This is a genomic window from Sphingomonas sp. YR710 (assembly GCF_900101455.1).
GTDB lineage: Bacteria > Pseudomonadota > Alphaproteobacteria > Sphingomonadales > Sphingomonadaceae > Rhizorhabdus.
Window position 1 is genome coordinate 26,941 of the sequence record NZ_FMZJ01000019.1, and the last position, 21,562, is coordinate 48,502.

Genomic DNA, 21,562 nt, shown 5'->3' on the forward strand with positions numbered 1-21,562 from the left:
CATCTCCCCGAAGCCATATTAGGGTCAACCATTCCACATTGCCAGCCATCAGCCAATGCCTGTTCGGGCTCGCCTACACCATTTTGGTCATGATGCCATCGCATCGACCTCGCGCTCGATCGTCGGGATCAGATCGGGCACCGTCGTCAGCCGCGACCGCTCTTCGTCCAGAATCGCACGAAAGATCGCCCGTTTGATTTCCCGGACGTCGCGCGCTGCCATCGGCGCATCGTCCGGCAGCGTCGACAGGATGATGTCGATCAGCCGTTCGGCGCCGTGCAGCCGGCCCCACAAATAATCATTCTCGCGATAGGCCTTGCTGAAAAACCCGCCGAAGCTGTTGAACTCGATCCCTTTCAGCGTCGCCTCGGCGCCGCCCTTGCGGATCGAACCGCAATCGTCCGGCGAGATTCGGTCGACCTTGATCGTCTGAAATTCCTGCTGCCCCTGCGCGCGGACCAGCGACAATGTCGCCAGGTCATAGAAGGTGAAGCCGAGATAGGCGTGCAGAAAGGTGCGCCGATCGGCCCGCGACAGTGCGGGAAGCGCCGCTGCGATTTGCATGTCGGTCTGTTCGTCGATCGCCTCCAGATTGCGCGCGGCGCCGATCGCGGCGATGGCCGTGGCGATATCGATATCGGCCGATCGGGTCGCGGCGGCGACCGGACTCGAATAATGGTCGCGCATCTGGAAATCGAGAAAGGGCGCCAGCGAGGTGTAGATGGCATTGCGCGCACCCTGCAGCGCGGCCGGGCTGCTGCTGCCGTCGCCCGTTTCCATCTCCGTCAACCGGTCGGCCAGGAAGCGCAATCGCCGGATGCGAAAGCCCAGGTCGTGCATGCGCAAAAAGGCGACGAAGGCCTCATTGTAGCGGCCCGGATCGAGTATATCCTGATCGCCGGTTTCGGCACGGCGGATATGCGACGATACGGCCGATCGGGTTGCGGCGATTTCGGCCGGGTCGTCGAGCTCGGCGAGCAATATGATCATAGAAGACAGCTCATCGGCGATCGTCGCGAGCTTCAGATGGCCATAGCCCGCATAAGCGAAGCCCGCTTGCCGCGCGGCATTGTCATGCGCGCGCTGCCGCCAGCTCCGGACTCGTTCGGCACTCGGCCGATAGAGCAGCATCGTACGCCCCATCGCGGCTTCGACCGCGCTGTCGACATCGCCGCGGATCGCCATGATGATCCGGCGGGTCTGCTCGATCCGATAGGAGCGCTGTTCGATCGTTTCGAGATTGTCGCGGATCGGCTGCTCGCGCGGGATGGTGGAAAGCGCGCCGAAAATCGTTGTGAAGAAGCCGGGTACGGCGATGGCGCCATCGCGATGATGGCGGGTGGCATCGATATTGGCGGTGGGATCGACATAGACGAACCGGCGATCGACCTCGCGCCGCGCCGGACGGTTGCGCAGCGCATCGATCGCGGGGCGGAAGGGCGCATTGGCCAGCACCGATCCATCGATCAGGATCATGTCCTCGGGATTGCTCCTGCTTCTGCTTCTGGGAAAGATCCGGTCGAGAAATGCCTTACGGCCCGGCCAGGCGCGGTTGCGCTGGCGCAGCGCGGCATCGAGTTCGGCGACGTTGAACGGGGGGAAGGCGCCGGGGAAACTCGCCGTTGCGCGCGCGGCGAAGGTCAATTCGGCGGTGTCGCCAAGCAGGCGCTCGGCGCGGCCATGATCGCTGAAATTGATCGTCAGCCGGTGCTCGCGCTCCTCGGCGACAGCGGGGCTGTGGAGGCGGAGGTGCTCGCTATGCCCGTGGAAATCGGTGACGGTGACGCTGACGTCGATCGGCTGGCGGGCCGGCAGCAACGGTGGCCCGGCCGGTGCGCGCGCCATCGCATCGAAGGCGTCGAGGATCAGGTTGCAGAAGCCCTGGCCGCCGAACGGCGGCTCGAACCAGCGCGCGCGCACGAAATGCGATAATTTCCGGCGCACCTCGGCGCGGGCGGCAGGGGCTACTGTCCGGTCGATCGCGCCGCCGCGCCGCCGGCTGAGGGCCCATGCGATCGGCAGCGCCCAGAATTTGGTGAAGCGCGACAAGGGGCGGGCATCGGGATCGATCAGCACCTCGACATCGGCCATCTCCAGCCAAAGCTCGGTAAGGGGCTCCAGCGACTGGCCCGATGCAATGGCCTGGCCCAGGAACAGGCCGTTGATCCCGCCGGCGCTCGATCCCGCAATGATATCGATCAGCGCGCGCAGCTTCAGCCCGGTCTCGCGCTCGATCCGTTCGAGCAAATCGCGGTAGATCGCCTCGCTGGTGTGCGGGCCGACGGGGTTGTCGCCGGCATGGAAGGCCCTGCTGGCACGGGCCAGCCGCCACAGTTCCTTGGTGATTCCGTGCATATAGACGGCCAGGCTGATTCCGCCGTAGCAGACCAGCGCCAGTCGCAGTTCCTTCTCCCGCATATTCATGATTTTTCAGATTTTTCGGAAGGGAGCCAGCGAAATTACGCAAATCGCTTCCGAAGCGGGGATCGATCGTCCGGGCCTGTCGTCCTGCGCTTGCGCAAACGGCGCGTCTGGCAGAGATTGTTCGGTGAAAGGCGGCGATATGGCGGACGATTGCTGTTCCGGGAAAGGCAAGGAGCTGGAGCGGCTGGCGCGGCAGGCCGGGCAGCGCCGCACGCTGCAGATCGTGCTGGTGATCAATGCCGTCATGTTCATCGCCGAATTCGCCGCGGGTCTGGTCGCCGGATCGGCCGCGCTGATGGCCGACAGCGTCGATATGGCCGGCGATGCCTTCGTCTATGGGCTGAGCCTGTTCGCATTGTCACGGAGCGATCGCTGGAAGGGCGGGGCGGCGCTCGTCAAGGGCATCATCATCCTCGCATTCGGCCTGGGCATTGCCGCCGACGTTGCAATCAAGCTGCGGAGCGGCATTCCGCCCTCCTCGATGACGATGCTCCTGTTCGGCGCCATCGCGCTGGCGGCCAACGTCACCTGCCTTCGGCTGCTCTGGCGGTTCCGTGCGCTGGATGTGAACATGGCGAGCACGTTCGAATGCTCGCGGAACGATGTGATTTCCAACGTCGGCGTCCTGATCGCGGCGGGGCTGGTCGCGGTTACGGCGTCGCCCTGGCCGGACATTCTGGTCGGCGCAATCATCGCGGCGCTCTTCCTGCGCTCGGCCGTGCAGGTCATCCGGAATGCGCTACCGATTGTGCGTGTGAAGGTGACAGACCGGTGCAATTAGGAGATATTGAGACGGGCCTTTTGGAAGACTGCCACGAGGACTGGCGGGCGTTATGGGAGATACCTTCGGGGCCGCCAACGAGAAGCATCTGTGACAGTATCGCCTTTCTGACATCCCTCGTGGCAGGTGGTTGCCCGACAACCCTTAAGGTGGCGGCTTGGGGGCAAGCGAATGCGGCGGTGCCAATGGCTCTCGAAGAGGCTCTTGCTGCCGTGAAGGACGAAGCAAGCTACTTGCCGCCTGCCAAAGAAGGCGAAACATTCTATCTGCTTTCCATTACCGCGATAGGTAAAGCTGCAATCCCGCCGGGCGCCTTTCCTTCTTAGTGGCGCACCCGCGTCCGCTCTCGCTTTATCGTTCCCAAAAGCGGACAGGCAAAAAAACGCCCGTTGTGGACAATATAAAGCCGAGATTTCGAGTCGGATGGAATGCTCCGGCGACCCGCACATCACGGCAAACAAAGATAATCCAGAGTGGTTTCGGCTCGGGTGGAACCGACAACCCCAAGGCTCGAAGTCACCGATCAGGCCGCGAATTTCGGTCGTTGCGGTGGTCGTCCCTGAACGCTATGTTCTTGCTTCGTTCGTATTGGAGCAAAGATGGCGAAGCCGCAGAAGCGCTATGTCTGTCAGGCCTGCGGGTCGGCCACGACCAAGTGGCAGGGGCAGTGTGTCGATTGTGGCGAGTGGAACGCGCTTGTCGAAGAGGCGTCGAACGTCACGGTCTTTTCGGCGCGGCACGATCTGCGCACCGGCGGGCGGACGATCGCTTTGGTCGGGCTCGATGCCGAAATTCCGCTGCCGAAGCGTTCGACCACCGGAATCGCCGAATTCGATCGTGCGCTGGGCGGCGGGCTGGTGCCCGGATCGGCGACGCTGATCGGTGGCGATCCGGGGATCGGCAAATCGACCCTGCTGCTGCAAGCGGCGGCGAAGATGGCGCTCGACGGGATGAGCGTTGCCTATATTTCGGGCGAGGAGGCCGCCGATCAGGTGCGGTTGCGCGCGCGGCGGCTGGGGCTCGGCCATTCCCCGGTCAAGCTCGCCTCGGCGACGTCGGTGCGCGATATCCTCACCACCTTGGAGCGCGATGCGCCAGCGATGGTGGTGATCGACTCCATCCAGACGATGCACAGCGACCTGATCGAGGGTGCGCCCGGCACGGTCAGCCAGGTGCGCGCCTCGGCGCAGGAACTGATCCGCTTCGCCAAGGAACGCGGCACCGCCGTTGTGCTGGTCGGCCATGTCACCAAGGATGGCGCGATCGCGGGGCCGCGCGTGCTCGAACATATGGTCGATACGGTGCTGAGCTTCGAAGGCGAGCGCAGCCACCAATATCGCATCCTGCGCGCGGTGAAGAACCGTTTCGGCGGCACCGACGAGATCGGCGTGTTCGCGATGGCCGAAGGCGGGCTGGAGGAAGTCGCCAACCCGAGCGCGTTGTTCCTTACGGCGCGCGGCGAGGGGATGAGCGGCGCTACCGTCTTCCCGGCGATGGAAGGCACGCGACCGGTGCTTGTCGAGATCCAGGCTCTGGTCGTGCGGCTGCAGAGCGGCGCGACACCCCGGCGCGCGGTGGTCGGCTGGGATTCGGGGCGGCTCGCGATGATCCTCGCGGTGCTCGAGGCGCGGTGCGGGCTGAGTTTCTCGACGGCGGAAGTCTATCTGAACATTGCCGGCGGCTACCGGGTCGTCGATCCGGCCGCCGATCTGGCAGTGGCGGCGGCGTTGGTTTCGGCGCTGGCCGAGCGGCCGGTGCCCACCGATTGCGTGACCTTCGGCGAGGTCGCTTTGTCCGGCGAAATCCGCCCCGTGGCGCATGCCGGATTACGCCTCAAGGAATCGGCGAAGCTCGGCTTTGCCAAAGCTTGGCTGCCCGGCTCGGCGGAGGTCAAGCAGCCGGAAATCCGCCAGTCGCGTTTCGCGACGCTCGGCACGCTCGTTGACCATCTGCTCGGCCGGGGGTAGCGCCGGGTGATGCATGGATTGACCGCTCTCGACGTTTGCGTGCTGCTGCTGATCTTCGGCGGCGCGGTATTTGGCCTGATGCGCGGCTTCGTCACGGAGATATTGTCGCTGTTCGCCTGGGCGGCGGCGGTTGCCGCGCTCAAGCTGTTCCATACGCCGCTGGCCGATATGCTGACCCATGTGGTGGGTACCCATGGCGGAGCGGCCGTGCTCGCTTTCGTGCTGATCTTCGCGGTCGTCTATGTCGGGGGCAAGCTGATCGCGGGTTCGCTCGGCCGCCGGACGCGATCGTCGATCCTCGGCCCGCTCGATCGTGCGCTCGGCTTCGGCTTCGGTGCGATCAAGGGGCTGATCATCGCGACCCTGGCCTATCTGCTGATCAACCTCGGCTATGACACAGCTTATGGCGCGCAGAGCGAGCGGCCCGAATGGATGCGCACCTCGCGCACCCACCCGCTGCTCAACGCCACCGGACGGGCGATCGTCGACTGGGTAGCCGAGCACCGTAAATCGGGGGTGTTGCCGGCCGAGAGCGGGAACTTGATCCAGCCGCTGGAATTGCAACATCGCGATCGATGACGCTTGAAGCATCGATAGTTCCTGTTATGTTCCGTTTTCAGCAACGGAACGAGGCGCCATCATGCCACCGGTAAAGGGTCGAGGAGCGCCCAGCGCGGCACTCAGCACGCGTTTCGATGATCGCGCGCGCGAGGCCGATGGCGACTGGCTCGACGATCGGGAGGCGATAGACGGCGGCGGTCCGCCGCTCCGCACGACGGTGACGATCGAAACGCCGCGGACGATCCTGACGCGCAACAAATCGCCCGACGTTCCGTTCGATCGCTCGATCAACGCTTATCGGGGCTGCGAGCATGGCTGCATCTATTGCTTCGCGCGGCCGACCCATGCCTATCACAACCTGTCGCCGGGCCTCGATTTCGAAACCAAGCTGTTCGCCAAGCCGATTGCGGCCGATCTGCTGCGCGCCGAGCTGGGGAAGCGATCCTATAGATGCGAGCCGATCGCGATCGGCACCAACACCGATCCCTATCAGCCGATCGAGGAACGCTATGAGATCACGCGCGGCGTGCTGCAGGTGCTGGCCGAGCACGACCATCCGGTGATGATCACCACCAAGTCGGCGCGGATCCTGCGCGATATCGATATATTGGCGCCGATGGCGGAGAAGGGGCTGGTGTCGGTGATGATGTCGGTAACGACGCTCGACCGCGATACCGCCCGGATCATGGAGCCGCGCGCGTCGACGCCGGCCCGGCGGATCGCGGCGATCCGGACTTTGGTCGATGCCGGCATCCCGGCCTGCGTCAGCGTTTCGCCGATCGTGCCGGCGATCAATGACCATGAAATCGAGGCGATTGTCGACGCGGCGGCCGATGCCGGGGCGAAGGCGGCCTTTTCGATCGTCGTACGGCTGCCGCACGAGGTGGCACCCTTGTTTCGCGAGTGGCTGGCCGAGCATTATTCCGATCGCGCGGCGAAGGTGATGATGCTGATCAACGGGATGCGCGGCGGGCGCGACAATGCGGGCGATTTCTTCGATCGGTTCCGGCCGACCGGGGAATATGCCGCCACGCTGAAGAAGCGCTTTGCGCTCGCCTGTCGCCGGCGCGGGCTGAACAGCGAGCGGCTGGTGCTGCGCACCGATCTGTTCAGGGCGCCGGGGCAACAATTTACGCTGTTCTGATCGGGCCCTCGGGTTCCACCTTATGCCAGTCCCTCGGCAGCCGGATCGCGGCCAGCGCGAGGAATAAGGCGGCGAGGACGTAAAAGCCGGTGCCCGCCAGGATCGCATAGCGCAGCGAATCGTCGCCCAGGCGGCTCTTGAGATGATCGGAAAGCCACCCGATCGCCGGTGTGCCGATGCCGATGCCGATCAGATTGTTGACGAACAGGAAGATCGCCGACGTCGTCGATCGCATCGCATGCGGCACCAGCCCCTGCACGGCCGCGGTCACCGGGCCGAGCCAGACAAGGCCGAGCGCGGTGGGAACGAGCATTAGAAGCAACGCAACCCACAATGTTTCGGACGAGATGCCGACCGCATAGAAGGGCAGGGTGCCGATGAATGCCGCGGCGGGCACCAGCGCATAAGCCGCCTTCGATCGGCGGGCGAGCCTGTCCGATAGGAAGCCCCCCATCCAGATTCCAAAAAGCCCGCCGACCAGCAGGATCGCGCCATAGCCGAGCGATGCGTCGAGCAGGCTGATCCCGAAACTGCGCACGAAGAAGCTCGGCAGCCAGAAGAACAGGCCATAGCCCATCATCGACGAACAGGCGGCGCCCAGGCAGAGCAACCAGAAGCTCGGTTTCGTCATCAATGTCGCGAACACCTGCCGCAGGCTGGTCGCGACATGCGGCGGCCGGGCCGATCGCGGATCGCGCACCACGCGGCGGAACAATGGCGCGACGATCAGCCCCAGCCCGCCGACGATCACGAAAGCATAGCGCCAGTCGATCAAGGTCGCGATGACGCCGCCGAACACGATGCCGGTCGCGCTGCCGATCGGGATGCCGAAGGCATAGAGCGCCAGCGCACGCGCTCGGCGTTCGGGCGGGAACAGATCGGATATCAGCGTATAGGCCGGGGCCACGCCGCCGGCCTCGCCGACTCCCACCCCCAGCCGGGCCGCGAATAATTGCCAGAAATTCTGGGTGAGGCCGCACAGGGCAGTCATCAGGCTCCACACGAACAGCGAGACCGCCATGATCTTGCTGCGATCCTTGCGATCGGCCAGCATCGCGATCGGAATGCCGAGCCCGGTATAGAACATCGCGAACGCGAGGCCCCCCATCAGCCCGAGCTGTGCGTCGGACAGCAGCAGGTCCGCCTTGATCGGCACGGCCAGGATGCCGATGATCTGTCGATCGATGAAGTTCAGCGTATAGACGAGCAGCAACATCGCCATCACGCCGGCATGGTTCGCGGTGCGGGTGGGGGAATTGGTCATGGGCTTACTGATTCCCCCCGAGTGCATGCGCTAGAAAAACACGTCATCCCCGCGAAAGCGGGGACCCATGGACGGCGAACCGGTTCGATTCCAGCGTTCCGTAACCGTGGGTTCCCGCTTCCGCGGGAATGACGAAAAGGCGAGATATCAGAATTTGAACTCCACCGTGCCGGTCACCGTGCGCGGCGGGCCGTAATAGCCGATCAGCGAATTGCCGAATGCCGCGCCGGGGAAATTATATCCGCCCACCCGATAACGCTTGTTGGTCAGGTTGCGCGCGTGAACCCCAAGCGACCAGCGCTCGCCCGGCGCCACCCAGTTGGCCGAGGTGTCGACCAGGAAATAGCCGTCCTGATCGAGCACCGGGCTCGGTATTTCGAACAAGGATACGTCCGATCGCATCGACACGGCCGGGGTTACCGAGAAGCGCCCGCCTGCCAGGTCGGTTGACCATGTCGCGCTCGCCGCGACCGTCCATTTCGGCGTGTTCTGGAAAACGCGCTGGCTGGCGACGTCCACCGGCGTCGTGCCGCCCGCTATAAAGGTCAGGTACTTCTTGTACTTGGCGTGGGTATAGCCAACCGAGAGCGTCGCCTGAAAGTCGCGCGACGGGACAGCGCGGGCCTCCATTTCGAGGCCGTAAATCTCGGCCTTGCCGGCATTGTCGACGAAGCTGGCGATGCCGCCCGCGAGCACGTTCGGCACCTGGATCGTCACCTGCTGGTTCTTGTAGTTCGAATAATAGCCGGCGAGGTTCAGGAACAGGGTGCGATCGATGAACGCGCCCTTCATCCCCACTTCATAGGCGTCGACGGTCTCGGGCTTGTAGCCGTTGACCGTGGTCGGCGTGAACAGGGCATCGCCGCGCATGTCGAACCCGCCCGATTTGAAGCCCTTGCTGTACGAGGCATAGACATTGAGATCGCGGTTCGGCTGGTAGCTGAGCGAGACGCGCGGCGTGAACTGATCGAAGGTGCGGCTGTTGGTATAATTGGTCCGCACCAGCCCGGGGATGGCCGAAGCATTGCCGAACACCGGCGATCGGATGCCGGTATAGTTCTGGCGCAGCACCGTACCGGTCTTGTCATCCCTGGTATATCGGGCGCCCAGCGAGAGCTTGAACGTGTCGGTCAGATCGTAGCTGAGATCGGTGAAGGCGGCATAGCTTTTGGTCTTGACCGATCCGGAGGTCAGGATCGTGGTGTTGAGCAGGCCCAGCACCGTATCGAATGCACCCGCCGAAACCCCGTTCAGATAATAGAGGCCCGCCACGCCCTGCAGCCGTTCGCCCTGATAGAGCAGCTGCAATTCCTGCGTATATTGGTGATCGCGATAATAAGCGGGGATATCGAGCGTCGGCAGCGCCGTATTGTCGAAGTCGATGATCGTGTCGGTATGGCCCTTGCGATAGGCGCTGATCGTCTTGAACGTCAAAGTGTCGTTGAGCTTGATCTCACCGGTGAGCGAGACGCCTTCGCTGACGACCCGGTTATGATCGCCTGCGCCGGCGCGCGTGTCATAGACGCTGGCGGTCGTCGCGTAGACCGGATCGACGCCATTGCCGACCAGGCGGGTGCCGTGGCGCGGATTCGACGTATCGACCGTGCGATCGCCGGCCAGCCGGAAGAACATCGTGTCGCTGGGGGTGAATTCGGCCGCCAGGCGCAGCGCCAGCACGTCCTTGTCATACTGATCCTTGCCGGTGGTCAGGTTTTTGCCGTAGCCGTCGCGCTTGTAATAAGCGACTGCGCCGCCAACCGAGAGCGTGTCGGTCACGGGCACCGTCACCTTGCCGATCAGGTCGCGCTGATTATAGGATCCGTACGATCCCTTCACATCGCCTTCGAATTCGTGACCGAGCTTCTTCGTCACATATTTGATCGCGCCGCCGATCGTGTTGCGGCCATAGAGCGTGCCCTGCGGCCCGCGCAGCACCTCGACCCGCTGGACGTCGAAGATGTCGAGCACCGCGCCCTGCGGACGGGCGACATAGACATCGTCGACATAAAGGCCGACGCCGGGTTCGAAGCCCCACAAAGGATCCTGCTGGCCGACGCCGCGGATGAACGCGATCAAGGTGCTGTTCGAACCGCGGGCGATCTGCAAGGTCAGGTTCGGGGTGCGATCCTGCAAGGTGGTGATATCGACGGCGCCCTGCTTGCCGAGCGCGTCGCCGCTGATCGCCGTCACCGAGATCGGCACCGAGATCAGGCTTTCCTCGCGGCGGCGGGCGGTGACGACGATTTCGCCCTTGTTGTCGGCGTCGGTGGCTTCGGCCGGCGTAGCGACGGTCTTAGCCGCCGGGACTTGGGCCGAAGCGATCCGCGGGGTCGCGAGCGCGAACGGTGCGGCGCCGGCCGCAAGCAGATGAAGCAATGCGATTCTCTTGGTCATGACAGCCTCTCTTATTTGTTATTCAGAAACGTACGGACGTCGGCGATCGACCGGCTGCTTGCCTCCTCCTGCGGGGCGTGGCCGACATCGTCGTAGATGATGAGCTGCGAGGCCCTGATCGCCGCGGACAGATCGGCGGCCTGCGCGACCGGGACGACGCGATCGGCGCGGCCCCACAGGATCAGCGTAGGCGCTGTGATCCGGGCCAGTGCCGGGCGCGGCTCGGGCAAGGTGAATTGTTCGAGGTGCGCGATCAGCGCCGGGCCGTTGCGCGCGATCATTGCCCGCATCAAGGCGAGCCGTTCGGCGCTGAGCCTTTCGGGATGCGCGAAGATTGCTCCCGCCGATCCGGCAACCGCAGCGGGACTTGGCGCCTGCAGATAGAGGCGCATCATCGCCGGCACGGCCACCGGCCGTTCGGTGACGCCGTTGATCGAGAAGGCGGCGCTGTCGACGAGGATCAGGCGATTGACCCGTTCCGGATAGAGTGCCGCAAAATTCCACGCGACGAGCCCGCCAAAGCTGTTGCCGGCGATCACGGCCTTGCGGATGTGCAGTCGGTTCATCAGCCCGCGCAGTTCGTGGACCCGGTCCAGCGTTCCGTAGCGGCCCTTGGGATCGGGCGCGCTGAGGCCATGGCCGGCAAGATCGTAGCGGATCACGCGATGATCGCGCGCCAGATCGGCGGCCCAGTCGTCCCAGCTTTCGAGGCTGAAGCTGAACCCGTGGACCAGAATGATCGGTGGCGCCTTGCGATCGCCTTCGTCGCGGATTCGCAGCCTCGCGCCATCGATCGTGACATAATGATCGGCGGCCCGGGCATAGGTCGTCGCGTCGACGGGAATCGGTGCCTGCGCACGCGCCGATGCGCCGGTCAGCGCCAGCACGGCGGTCCCGAAAAGGAAAAGACGATCGAAGCCCATCAATGGCTATCCCGCACCCTGGTGAACATGACCTCTGATTGGGCCAGCTTGGTGTTCAGGATAGGGCGACGGGCATCGTTGTCGACGACGCTTCCGATCAGATTTGAAGGGACAAATTCGCTCAGTCGGCGATCTGGCGCCACGCGCCGGGCGCGATGCCATTCCATTGGCGGAAGGCGCGCGCGAAGCTGCGGCCGTCGGAAAATCCCAGCATATCTGCGATATCTGCGATCGGCTGGCCATTGTCGAGCGCGGCGCAGGCAATGCTGTTGAGCATATTTGCGCGTACGTCGCGAAATGGCAGCCCGGCATCGGCAAGCCGGCGACGCAGCGAGGCGACGCTCATGCCGAGGGCGGCGGCCACCTCGGCCTGATCCTGTCGCCCGGCGGCGATTTCGCGTTCGACCCGTTCGACGATCGCGGCCGGGCTGCGCCTGGGCGGCGCGATCCTGTCGAGCATGTCGGCGACGCCGCCATAGATCGTCCGCGCGGCCAGCACCGGGCTGCTGGTGGGCATGACGCCAATCTCATCGACCGTACCGTCATATTCGAGCGCGAAGATCGGGCTGCCGCGCCTGATCGGCACCTTCCAGAAATCGAGATGGCTCGCCTTGGCCGGATCGGCGGTGCCGCGTGTGCGGATCAGCCGCAGCGGCAGCGATTGTTCGCCCGGCACCAGCGACAGCAGCAGGACATGAACATAGATCAGCAAACATTCGAGCGACAGGATGATGAAGGCGTCGTCATGATCGAGCGCATACGGGAAATTGGTATCGTCGATCGCGTAAGTGATCGTCGATCCGCGCCGCTGGATCTGATTGTAGCGATTACCGTGGATGATATTGTAGCTGTTGGCGACCACCTCCATCACGCCCGCCATGCTGGTGCAGCCGCGCAGGCGCGATTGCACCAGTTCGGAGGTGCCGACCATCAGCGGGCGTAGCGAGACATGGCAGCTTTCGTCATTGCCCTGCAGCGCCATCTGCTCGCAAATCCGGAAATAGTCGGACAGCCGGACCATCGCGCCTTCGTGCTGATCGAGCAGATCGGCCGGCAGCCCTGCGCGGCGCAGGATCGGATCGGGCGTCAGGCCGGACGCGGCCATTATCGCGAGCAATGGCCGAATTGCCGCGACACGCAACAGGGCTGGCGCGGCATCGGGGACATGGTCGGGTCTGGCGGCGGGCATCGTTTCCGGTCGGCGCTAAGGGTTGAGCGAATTTGTCCCTTCTCGATATCCGATGCAATAGCAAGCGCCGTCGGGGCCGGAGGTCTTACGGAGCCGGGCGCGTGGGTGGGGTGGGGGACCAGCAAGGCGCCAACGCGACCATCGCCGTATCGACCCATTTGGCCAGCGAAGTATCGGGGCCCGATGCCATATGCGTCGCCCCCTGCCCGGCCGAGCCGGGCGTATCGAGCGTGTAGTCGATGCTTTCGGGGAAAAAGGCGATTGCGCCGGATTGCGGTTCGCGCTCGATGAACCGCATCGCGCTCAATATGTCGCGGGCCTGTGGACACTTCCGGCTGTCTGTCCAGTATGTCTGGCCGGCGTCGTTGCGACGCAGCCAATAATCGAGCTTGCGATGCTCGCGGTCATAGCCGAGCGTGCCGACTGTGATCCGGGTCTCGCCGGGGGGCAGCAGCGAACTGCGCGAAAATCGGGCCCAGCCCGGTTCGTCGACATTGACGACCACCAGCGCGGCCGCCAGCAGCAACGGGATCATTTTTCCATCAACCTCGGGAACAATTCGACGAAGTTGCAGGGGCGATGGCGGCTGTCGAGCTGGCTGACGAGGATATCGTCCCAACCATCCTTCACCGCGCCGGTCGAGCCCGGCAAAGCGAACAGATAGGTGCCGCGTGCGACGCCGGCGGTTGCGCGCGACTGGATTGTCGAGGTGCCGATCTTGGCGTAGCTCAGCCAGCGGAACAGTTCGCCGAAGCCGGGAATTTCCTTGTCCCACACCCGCGCCAGCGCCTCGGGCGTCACATCGCGGCCGGTGACGCCGGTTCCGCCGGTGGTGATCACGCAATCGACCGCCGGATCGTCGATCCAGCGATGGAGCCGCGCAACGATCAGATCGGCATCGTCGACCACGATCGCCCGATCGGCGAGGATATGGCCGGCCCCCTCGATCCGCGCGACCAACGTATCGCCCGATTTATCCTGCGCGAGGTCGCGCGTGTCCGAGACAGTTAGCACCGCGATGCGGACGGGGTGGAAGGGCAGGCTTTGGTCGATCGGCATGGCGGTGTTCCAGGGATATGCAGGCGACAGGCTCATAACCGGCAAATGGTGAAGCGGAAGATAAATTCTAGGGGTGGACTGTCCGCTACTCGGTGATGGCGTCGCGGGATTGCCGGCACCCGCTAATCCAGGTGCTCGATCCCGTCACCTTAATATGCCGACGCATGAATGCTATGCCGGAGAACGGGAACTGCGGGTATTGAGATCACGATACACCAAGAGCGGTTGTCACCGTTTAGTGGTGGTTAGTTGCCGTTCGCCACGTAGCGCCAGCTAAGATGGATTACGCTGGTCAACGCCAAGATCACTGCCAAACAGCCCCACAAGGGGACGCGTGTTGAAAATCGGCCTCCATAAGGATCGTGTTCAGACCAGAATGCTTCCTCATGAGCTTCTACTAGCGCAACGAGGGTAGCTAGATCAGCCTCTTTTGAGGCGGGCTCGCCAAGCGTCTCCAAATATCTCGACAGCAGCAACTTGAGGTCATTGGGTTTCGGAGGAGCAGCAGATTGCTGAATAACGACGCGGCTGCCCCGCGCGATAACGTCATGGACATCCCCCAACGGACCAGAGGCTCTCGGATAGATGCCGGCCCGTACATCTTGAACCTCAAGATAATGCTCTGCTGCCGCAGTGGACGGGAAAATGAGCAACGGCTCGTCGGCTTCGACAAACAAAGTTGGCATGATCCAAGCGTGTCAGGATCGCGTCACGTTCGCAACTGATCGTCTAATGCTGTTGGTGATAAAACCGGCATAGCCAGGATCAAATTTAATCCGCGCTGGCAACCCCGCCCAAAGCTGACAACCGGACCGCCTCGCGCCCCGGCAGGCCCGGGAATTTCGGCCACAGCCCTTGCGCGATCGCGGTCAGGCTGCCTGGCTTTGCGCCGGCCTGCTTCTGATACATCCAGTAATTGCGCAGCACGATCGTCACATAAGCACGGGTCTCGGTGAACGGGATCGATTCGATGAACAGCAGCGGATCGGCGAGGTTGCGGCCGCGCGCATTCCAGTTCGCTACCGAATTGGGACCGGCATTATAGGCGGCGATCACCTTGGGCAGCAGGCCTGCCGTCCCCGAATTACCGGCGAGCTCGCGCAGATATTGCTGTCCCAGTTCCATGCTGGCGGCAGGCTGCGAGAGCATCGCCGCATCGATCGTGCGGCCCTGATGGCGCGCGACCATCTGCGCGGTGCCGGGCATCAGCTGCATCACGCCGCGCGCGCCGGCTGAGCTGGTCGCATCGGGGCGGAACTGCGATTCCTGGAGCGCATGGGCGAAGATCAGCGATCGATCGACCTGCCAGCCGCTCGCCGGCGTCCAGGCGGGGGTGGGATAGCGCGCGCTGGCCGACAGGCGTGAGCCCGACGGGCCGTTCTGCGCGAGCCAGATCTGAGTCGAAGGCAGGTTGAGCCGGGCGGCGAGGTGGATCAGCGATTCATGATCCTGCGCGAGCCCGATCCGTGCCTGATAGCGCAGCAGCTGATCGGCGAGTGCCGTCTCATCGATCTCGGCGAGCGCGGCGGCGCGGCGGATGTTCGGCAGCGCGCCGATCGTCGACCAGTCGAGCGCGGTCAGCCGCGTGCCATTGTCCGGCGTGTCGGAAATACCAAGGGCCGCCTGCGACAGCATGCCGTAAAAGGTCTCGTGCAGCCGTGCGGCGCTGCGCAGGCGGGGTTCGATGCGGTCGGGCCGCCGGCACTGCATGTCGGCGCGCGCGGTCCAGTAGAGCCCGGCCGCCATCATCTCGGAATCGCGGGCGCGGGCGGATACGGCATCGAAAGCGGTTGCGGCGCGATCGCAATCCTTTGCCCGCCATGCCGCGAGCCCGAGCACCCAATCCGCTTGAACCGCCCAGTCGCCGGAACCGGCGCGCGCCTGCGTGGCAACGCGGATCGCGTTCGTATCATCCCCGGTCAGATAATAGGACCAGGCGACCCGCTGCAGAAATTGCGTCTGCGCTTCGGGCAGAAGATCGGCGAGGCGGGCGGTGACGAGCGCTTCGGCGTCGGTGGGCTGATCGTTCCTGATCAGCGGGTTGACCTGCTGGGCCAATGCCGCCGCAGCATTGTCGTTGCGCAGTGCGCGAGCGTTCTGGCGCTTGGGCGGCCCGGCCATGCGGACGAGATCGCGGGCCACCGGCAAGGCGGGCAAAGCCAGGTTGCGCGCCTGCGCGACGCGGGCGATCTGCGGCGCTTCGGGCAGGTCGCGGCCGTTGGTGAGCAGATCGGCGAGCGTGGCATCATCGGCCTTGGGCGAACCCTTGGCGAGAATGAGTTCGGCACGGGCGACCGCGGTGAGGGGCCCGTTCGGCAGCGCATCGAGGCCGCTGGTCGCCGTCGTCCAATCGCCGGCGCGGATCGCGGCGAAGATATTGCGATAGGCGCTGCGCTGATCCGGTGTCAGCTGTGCGGGCACGGCTTGCTGAGCGGTGGCTACCGGTGCCGCCTGCGCAAAAAGGGCTGTCGGCGTGGCGACGAGCGCGGCGGTGATCAGCAGGCGACGAATCATCGGGTCTCCAAAGTCTTCATGAGCAACTGCAGATCCGACCAGGCGCGCGCCTTTTGCGCCGGATGCTGGATCAGCGTGCGAGGGTGGAAGGTCGCGATGGCGCGAACGCTCGTGCCATCGAGGTCGATCTCGTGAACGCGGCCGCGCGCCTCGACGAAGCCGAGGTCGAGCAGCGCACGCGACGGCGCCTCGCCCATCAGCAGCAGTGCGCGCGGCCTGGCGAGCGCGACCTGGTGGCGGGCGATCCGGGTGAATTGTGCGGCCATCGCCGCATCGATATAGCCGCCGGCCGGCCGGCCCGGGGCCATCGCCGCCAGATAGATCGAAGCACGGTCGCGGCCGATCGCGGCCAACATCCTGTCGAACAGGCGGCCGATCTTGCCGGCCATGATCTGGCCGGCATCGGCATCGTCCGCCTCGGGCTGATCGATGAGCATCATCAGCCCTGACGTGATATCGCCCGCAGGGGCGATGCGGAGCGTTTCGGGAACCGGGATCGCGCTGCTCGTGCGCAGCCATTCGTGAAATTCTGGGAGTGTGGCCGGAAGGCCGGCCGGAGCCGCCGTCGGCGCAGGGGGCTGTGTTCGAACGGCTGCGGCGGGCCGTGCGGGCGGGGCAAGCCAGTCGCGCGGCGCATCGTTGACGAACGTGTCGATACCCGCCTCATGCCACCATGACATCAGGCTGGCGATTTCCGCCGCCGGTTCGATGATTTCCCCTACCCGCATTGCATATTGATAAAGGAATGGGTTGACGGGATGGTCAATGTACGGGCAGCGGCTTTCCGGTACAGCGTTTTGTTAAGACGACGACTGGAAGCAGTTCGGTTCATCGTAAGAGGAAGAGTTGATGTCGACGCGCGAATCAATGACATATGATGTCGTGATCGTAGGCGCCGGGCCTGCGGGACTGGCGGCAGCGATCCGCCTCAAACAATTGGCAAATGAGGCGGGCCGGGAGATCGGCGTGTGCATCCTCGAAAAGGGATCGGAGGTCGGTGCGCATATCCTGTCCGGCGCCGTGGTCGACCCGATCGCGCTCGACGAACTGATCCCCGACTGGCGCGACCTCGATTGCCCGATGACGGTGCCGGTGGTGGAAAATCACCACTGGATCCTGACGAAGAACAAGCATTTCGCGATGCCGCACATCATGACGCCGCCGTTCATGCACAATAAGGGCACCTACACCGTTTCGCTCGGCAATCTGTGCCGCTGGCTCGCGGGACAGGCCGAAAATCTCGGCGTCGAAATCTTCCCCGGCTTTGCCGCCGCCGAGATCCTGTACAACGACGATGGATCGGTGAAGGGCGTTGCCACCGGCGACATGGGCATCGCCCGCGATGGCGAGCACAAGCCCGATTATCAGCCCGGCATGGAGCTGCACGCGCGCTACACCTTCTTCGCCGAAGGCGTGCGCGGCCATCTGTCGAAAATGCTCAAGGGCAAGTTCGACCTCGAGGCCGATTGCCAGCCGCAGACCTATGGCATCGGCATCAAGGAATTGTGGGACATCGATCCCGCCAAGCACGTCGCGGGCCGCGTGATCCACACCCAGGGCTGGCCACTGACCGACGAGGTCGGCGGGGGCTTCCTCTATCATCAGGCGAACAACCAGGTCGCCTTGGGGTTCGTGGTCGGCCTCGGCTACAAGAATCCGCACATGTATCCGTTCGAGGAGTTTCAGCGCTGGAAGCAGCATCCGGCGATCCGTGCGGTGCTGGAGGGCGGGCGCCGCGTGTCATACGGCGCACGCGCGATCAACGAGGGTGGCTGGCAGTCGATCCCCAAGCTCACCTTCCCCGGCGGTGCGCTGATCGGTTGCTCGGCGGGCTTCGTCAACGTGCCGCGCATCAAGGGCAGCCATACCGCGATGAAATCGGGCATGCTGGCGGCCGAAGCGGCATTTGCCGCGGTGGTGGCCGATCGCCAGGGCGACGAGCTGACGAGCTATCCGGAGGCGCTCAACCAAAGCTGGATCGCCAAGGAACTGAAGATCGTCCGCAATGCTGAGCCGGCGGTCGCGAAATTCGGTCCGCTCGCCGGCACGCTGATCGCGGGCGCCGACATGTGGATGCGTTACCTGAAGATCGGCCTGCCGTTCACGCTCAAGCATCACAAGGACAATGAGGGCATGTGGCGCGCCGATATCGCACCCAGGATCGAATATCCGAAGCCCGACAACAAGATCAGCTTCGATCGTCTGTCCTCGGTGTTCCTGTCGAACACCAATCATGAGGAAGATCAGCCGATTCACCTGCAGCTCAAGGATTCGAGCGTTCCGATCGACATCAACCTGCCGTATTACGATGCGCCCGAGCAGCGTTATTGTCCGGCCGGCGTGTATGAGATCGTCGGGCGCGATACCGGCGATCCGAAACTGCAGATCAACGCGCAGAACTGCGTCCACTGCAAGACCTGCGACATCAAGGACCCCACCCAGAACATCAACTGGGTGACCCCGGAGGGCGGCGGCGGGCCGAACTACCCGAATATGTGACAAGCGGGCGCCACTTTCTCTGACTTCCCCGGCAGTCGGCAAGAAATTTGCCGGCTGACCACGGCTTATTAACCGTGGCGGTTCTACTACGGGCGAACTCCGGGGAATATATGATGGCCGCAACAATTCTCATCGTTGAAGATTCGCGCACCATGCGCTTGTTGCTGCGGTGTTTTCTGGTGCGTGAAGGCCATGTCGTGCATGAAGCCGAAGATGGCGTCGAGGCGCTGGAATGGCTCGCGTCCAACGATCGCCCCGACCTGCTGATCACCGATATCAACATGCCGCGCCTCGACGGATTTGGCCTGATCGAGCAGCTTCGGACCCGAACGGAACAGCAGGATTTGCCCATCCTCGTGCTGAGCACCGAGGGCGCCGAGCAGAAACGCAATCTTGCCAATCGGCTGGGCGTGCTAGGGTGGTTCGTGAAGCCGTTCGAGGCGGATGTGCTGCGCAGCGCGATCAGCGGCGTTTTGCATTGACTTGAATGGATCGCCCACGCGCGATCCGGAGCTATTTGCATCAAATCTAACCCGCACCTCGACATTCCCGCCCAAGCGGGAATTTATCGATCAACAAGCAGGGTGTTTGCGGTGAGCTAGATTCTCGCTTGCGCGGGAATGACTGGCATTAACGGGCCGTTGCGCTAGATGACCCATGGCGGTCATTCGCTCCGCCTGCCTACGAAGCTAGATGACGAAACAACCGCTCCATAAGCCAAAAGAAAAAATGCACTAATAGGAAGATGAGCATCGCTTCGGTGATTTGAAAGGCGACATCGAATTTGTCGCGGTTGACAATAGCAGAGAATAATATCAGCGGTATTGAAATAAGCGATATGATGTGGAGAAAGCGCGTCATCAGCAATATCGCGGATAATCCGCCTTCGGCACGTTCTCTATTGGACAACATACCCAACGATAAGCTGGGGCTGTGTGGCGCGCCACCCACTTTTTTTTGACCGTCTAACGGCTCTCAATGACCGCTAACCACCCATCATCGCCATCCGCACCCGTTGCATTTGCAGCTTCATGCCGGGAGATTGAGCCAGGTCGCACGCTTGGCGATCTGACCGCCACCTCATCCCGCTTAACCATCAAAGTGGGTTAACGGCCGTATCGACGCTGGCTCCGATGGTGAACTTTGCGTTAAACCTCGTCTCGTCAGCAGCACGAACGCCGAGGATTCGCATGAAGCCGCCCTATATCGCCTTGGTCATAGCTGCGCTCACGCCATGGTCCGTCACTGCGTCGGCGATGGTGGGCGATACGCGGTCCGAGATGCGCGAATATGTCCACGCGCGGCTGGCCGATGCCGCCGGCCTGCCGGACACCGCCGCGAACAGCTATGCACAGCTCATGGCGGCCACGCCGGGCGACCGGCGGCTGGCGATGCGCACCTATCGGCAGGCGCTCACGGCCGGGAATTTCGGCCTGGCCGGGCAGGCGGCGCAGCAGCTCGATCGGCTCGGTGCGTTGCCGTCGGACGGTGCGTTGCTGTTGCTGTCGCAGGCGGTCGCCGGCCGGGACTGGGCGCATGCCAATGCCCTGTGCGATCGGATCGGCAAGGAAGATGTCTTTACCTTCCTGCTCCCGGTGGTGCGCGCGTGGATCGCGGTGGGATCGGGCAAGGGCAATCCGCTGCAGATCATCGACAGTGGCGACAAGTCGCAGCTCGCGGGCACCTATGCGCGCGAACATCATATCCTGATCGGCATGGTTGCGGGCGGAGAGGCGGCGGCGCTGGCCGATCTGCGTGCGCTGGTGGCGCAGCAGGATGTGCGCGCGCTCCGCCTGCAACTGGCGGTGGCGGCCCTTTTGTCGAAGCGCGATCCGGCGGCGGCGCGGAGTCTGCTGGAAGGCCGCGCCCCTGAACTGGCGGCGGCGCGCGCACGCCTCGATGCGGGGAAGGCGCTCGACGGGGCGATCGATACGCCGGCGCTCGGCATTTCCGAATTGCTGGCGCAACTCGCGATCGACGTAAAGGGCGATGGCAAGTCGCCGGTGTCGCTGCAACTCGCCCGGCTCGCGACCTATCTTGCGCCGAGCAACGCCGCGGCGACGATCGCGACCGCGGATCTGTTGTCGACCAACGGCTATCAGGATGCTGCACTGACCCTGCTGGGCCGGGTGCCGGAAGACAATCCGCTATTCGAAGCAGCCCGTCAGGTGCGCACCGAAATATTGGTCGCGAAAGGCGAATCCCGCATGGCGCTGGCCGAGGCCCGGAAAATGGCTGATCGGCCCGATGCCGATGCTGCCAATTTCGTCGAGGTCGGTTCGATCCTCAACGATCTCGGCCAGTCGGTCGAGGCCGCCGCCGCCTTTCAGAAGGCGATCGACTATGACAATGCCCATGGCCAACCCAACTGGTCGCATCTTTTCCTGAAGGCGGGGGCGCTCGATCGCGCCGGCCAATGGCCGGCCGCGAAGGATTTGCTGCGCGAAGCCAATCGCATCGATCCGGGCCAGGCGATCGTGCTCAACTATCTCGGTTATGGCATGCTCGAACATGGCGACGATCTGGCCGAGGCGCAGGTCTGCATCGAGCGGGCGAGCGCGCTTGACCCTTCCGATGCCGCGATCAGCGATTCGCTGGGCTGGCTCTATTACAAACGCGGCAATTATGCTGGTGCGGTTGCCGCGCTCGAGCGGGCGGTGGCGGCCGATCCGGCGGAACCGGTGATGCACGATCATCTGGGCGATGCCTATTGGTCGAGCGGCCGGCGGCTCGAGGCGCGTTATGCATGGCGCGCGGCACTGGTGCGGGCCGATAAGGATCAAAGCGAAAAATTGCAGCACAAATTGCAGGACGGGCTGGACGGGCGCGGTTATTGATCGCAT

Annotated in this window: 18 protein-coding genes; 8 read left to right on the plus strand and 10 right to left on the minus strand. The window is 63.8% G+C overall.

All coding sequences use genetic code 11. From position 1 onward, the window contains the following. Positions 1–87: 87 nt before the first annotated feature. Positions 88–2,418: a patatin-like protein gene (locus tag BLS13_RS17965; protein WP_093454242.1), complete on the minus strand. Its 2,331-nt coding sequence runs from the start codon at positions 2,416–2,418 to the stop codon at positions 88–90. Between the two features lie 145 nt (positions 2,419–2,563). Between BLS13_RS17965 and BLS13_RS17970 the strand changes: the two genes are divergently transcribed. The 5 genes from BLS13_RS17970 to BLS13_RS17985 all read left to right on the plus strand — a co-directional run bounded on the left by BLS13_RS17970 (position 2,564) and on the right by BLS13_RS17985 (position 6,877). Then, positions 2,564–3,205 (plus strand): cation efflux transmembrane domain-containing protein, encoded by a 642-nt coding sequence (locus BLS13_RS17970; protein WP_093454244.1) that lies wholly within the window; start codon positions 2,564–2,566, stop codon positions 3,203–3,205. Positions 3,206–3,390: 185 nt separating this feature from the next. Further along, positions 3,391–3,531 (plus strand): hypothetical protein, encoded by a 141-nt coding sequence (locus BLS13_RS20790; protein ID WP_176943665.1) that lies wholly within the window; start codon positions 3,391–3,393, stop codon positions 3,529–3,531. Between the two features lie 273 nt (positions 3,532–3,804). Then, on the plus strand, positions 3,805–5,172 hold the full coding sequence (radA, locus tag BLS13_RS17975; RefSeq protein WP_093454191.1) for a DNA repair protein RadA: 1,368 nt from the start codon (positions 3,805–3,807) through the stop codon (positions 5,170–5,172). Between the two features lie 9 nt (positions 5,173–5,181). Then, a complete protein-coding gene (locus tag BLS13_RS17980) occupies positions 5,182–5,751 on the plus strand; it encodes a CvpA family protein (RefSeq protein ID WP_093454192.1) in 570 nt (189 codons plus the stop codon). A 61-nt stretch (positions 5,752–5,812) separates the two neighbouring features. After that, positions 5,813–6,877: a PA0069 family radical SAM protein gene (locus tag BLS13_RS17985; protein WP_093454194.1), complete on the plus strand. Its 1,065-nt coding sequence runs from the start codon at positions 5,813–5,815 to the stop codon at positions 6,875–6,877. Here the strand turns inward: BLS13_RS17985 and BLS13_RS17990 are convergent. The 9 genes from BLS13_RS17990 to BLS13_RS18030 form a co-directional block, all read right to left on the minus strand. Next, positions 6,864–8,141 (minus strand): spinster family MFS transporter, encoded by a 1,278-nt coding sequence (locus tag BLS13_RS17990; protein ID WP_256325958.1) that lies wholly within the window; start codon positions 8,139–8,141, stop codon positions 6,864–6,866. The two genes, BLS13_RS17985 and BLS13_RS17990, sit on opposite strands and share 14 nt — an antisense overlap. A 147-nt stretch (positions 8,142–8,288) precedes the next feature. Beyond that, the gene (locus BLS13_RS17995) at positions 8,289–10,535 is read right to left on the minus strand and encodes a TonB-dependent receptor (RefSeq protein ID WP_093454196.1); all 2,247 of its coding nucleotides are present in this window, start codon (positions 10,533–10,535) and stop codon (positions 8,289–8,291) included. An 11-nt stretch (positions 10,536–10,546) separates the two neighbouring features. Next, positions 10,547–11,458 carry an alpha/beta fold hydrolase gene (locus BLS13_RS18000; RefSeq protein WP_093454197.1) on the minus strand — a complete coding sequence of 304 codons (912 nt, stop codon included), beginning with the start codon at positions 11,456–11,458 and terminating at the stop codon, positions 10,547–10,549. A gap of 121 nt (positions 11,459–11,579) precedes the next feature. Next, positions 11,580–12,647: a helix-turn-helix transcriptional regulator gene (locus tag BLS13_RS18005; protein WP_093454199.1), complete on the minus strand. Its 1,068-nt coding sequence runs from the start codon at positions 12,645–12,647 to the stop codon at positions 11,580–11,582. A gap of 85 nt (positions 12,648–12,732) precedes the next feature. After that, a complete protein-coding gene (locus tag BLS13_RS18010) occupies positions 12,733–13,182 on the minus strand; it encodes a hypothetical protein (RefSeq protein WP_093454200.1) in 450 nt (149 codons plus the stop codon). Next, on the minus strand, positions 13,179–13,706 hold the full coding sequence (moaB, locus tag BLS13_RS18015) for a molybdenum cofactor biosynthesis protein B (protein ID WP_093454247.1): 528 nt from the start codon (positions 13,704–13,706) through the stop codon (positions 13,179–13,181). The genes BLS13_RS18010 and moaB overlap by 4 nt, the downstream gene beginning before the upstream one ends. 245 nt (positions 13,707–13,951) lie before the next feature. Further along, positions 13,952–14,392, minus strand: a complete 441-nt coding sequence (locus BLS13_RS18020; RefSeq protein ID WP_093454203.1) for a hypothetical protein — start codon at positions 14,390–14,392, stop codon at positions 13,952–13,954. Between the two features lie 85 nt (positions 14,393–14,477). Further along, positions 14,478–16,220, minus strand: coding sequence for a lytic transglycosylase domain-containing protein (locus tag BLS13_RS18025; protein ID WP_093454204.1), 1,743 nt, complete (start codon positions 16,218–16,220; stop codon positions 14,478–14,480). Beyond that, on the minus strand, positions 16,217–16,948 hold the full coding sequence (locus tag BLS13_RS18030) for a uracil-DNA glycosylase family protein (protein ID WP_256325959.1): 732 nt from the start codon (positions 16,946–16,948) through the stop codon (positions 16,217–16,219). Before BLS13_RS18030 ends, BLS13_RS18025 begins: the two co-directional genes overlap by 4 nt. A gap of 121 nt (positions 16,949–17,069) precedes the next feature. Between BLS13_RS18030 and BLS13_RS18035 the strand changes: the two genes are divergently transcribed. From BLS13_RS18035 to BLS13_RS18050, 3 genes are all read left to right on the plus strand, one after another. Continuing rightward, positions 17,070–18,719, plus strand: coding sequence for an electron transfer flavoprotein-ubiquinone oxidoreductase (locus BLS13_RS18035; RefSeq protein WP_093454206.1), 1,650 nt, complete (start codon positions 17,070–17,072; stop codon positions 18,717–18,719). A gap of 47 nt (positions 18,720–18,766) precedes the next feature. Next, positions 18,767–19,201 (plus strand): response regulator, encoded by a 435-nt coding sequence (locus BLS13_RS18040; RefSeq protein ID WP_371128223.1) that lies wholly within the window; start codon positions 18,767–18,769, stop codon positions 19,199–19,201. Between the two features lie 708 nt (positions 19,202–19,909). Further along, the gene (locus tag BLS13_RS18050) at positions 19,910–21,556 is read left to right on the plus strand and encodes a tetratricopeptide repeat protein (protein ID WP_093454209.1); all 1,647 of its coding nucleotides are present in this window, start codon (positions 19,910–19,912) and stop codon (positions 21,554–21,556) included. Positions 21,557–21,562 lie beyond the last annotated feature (6 nt).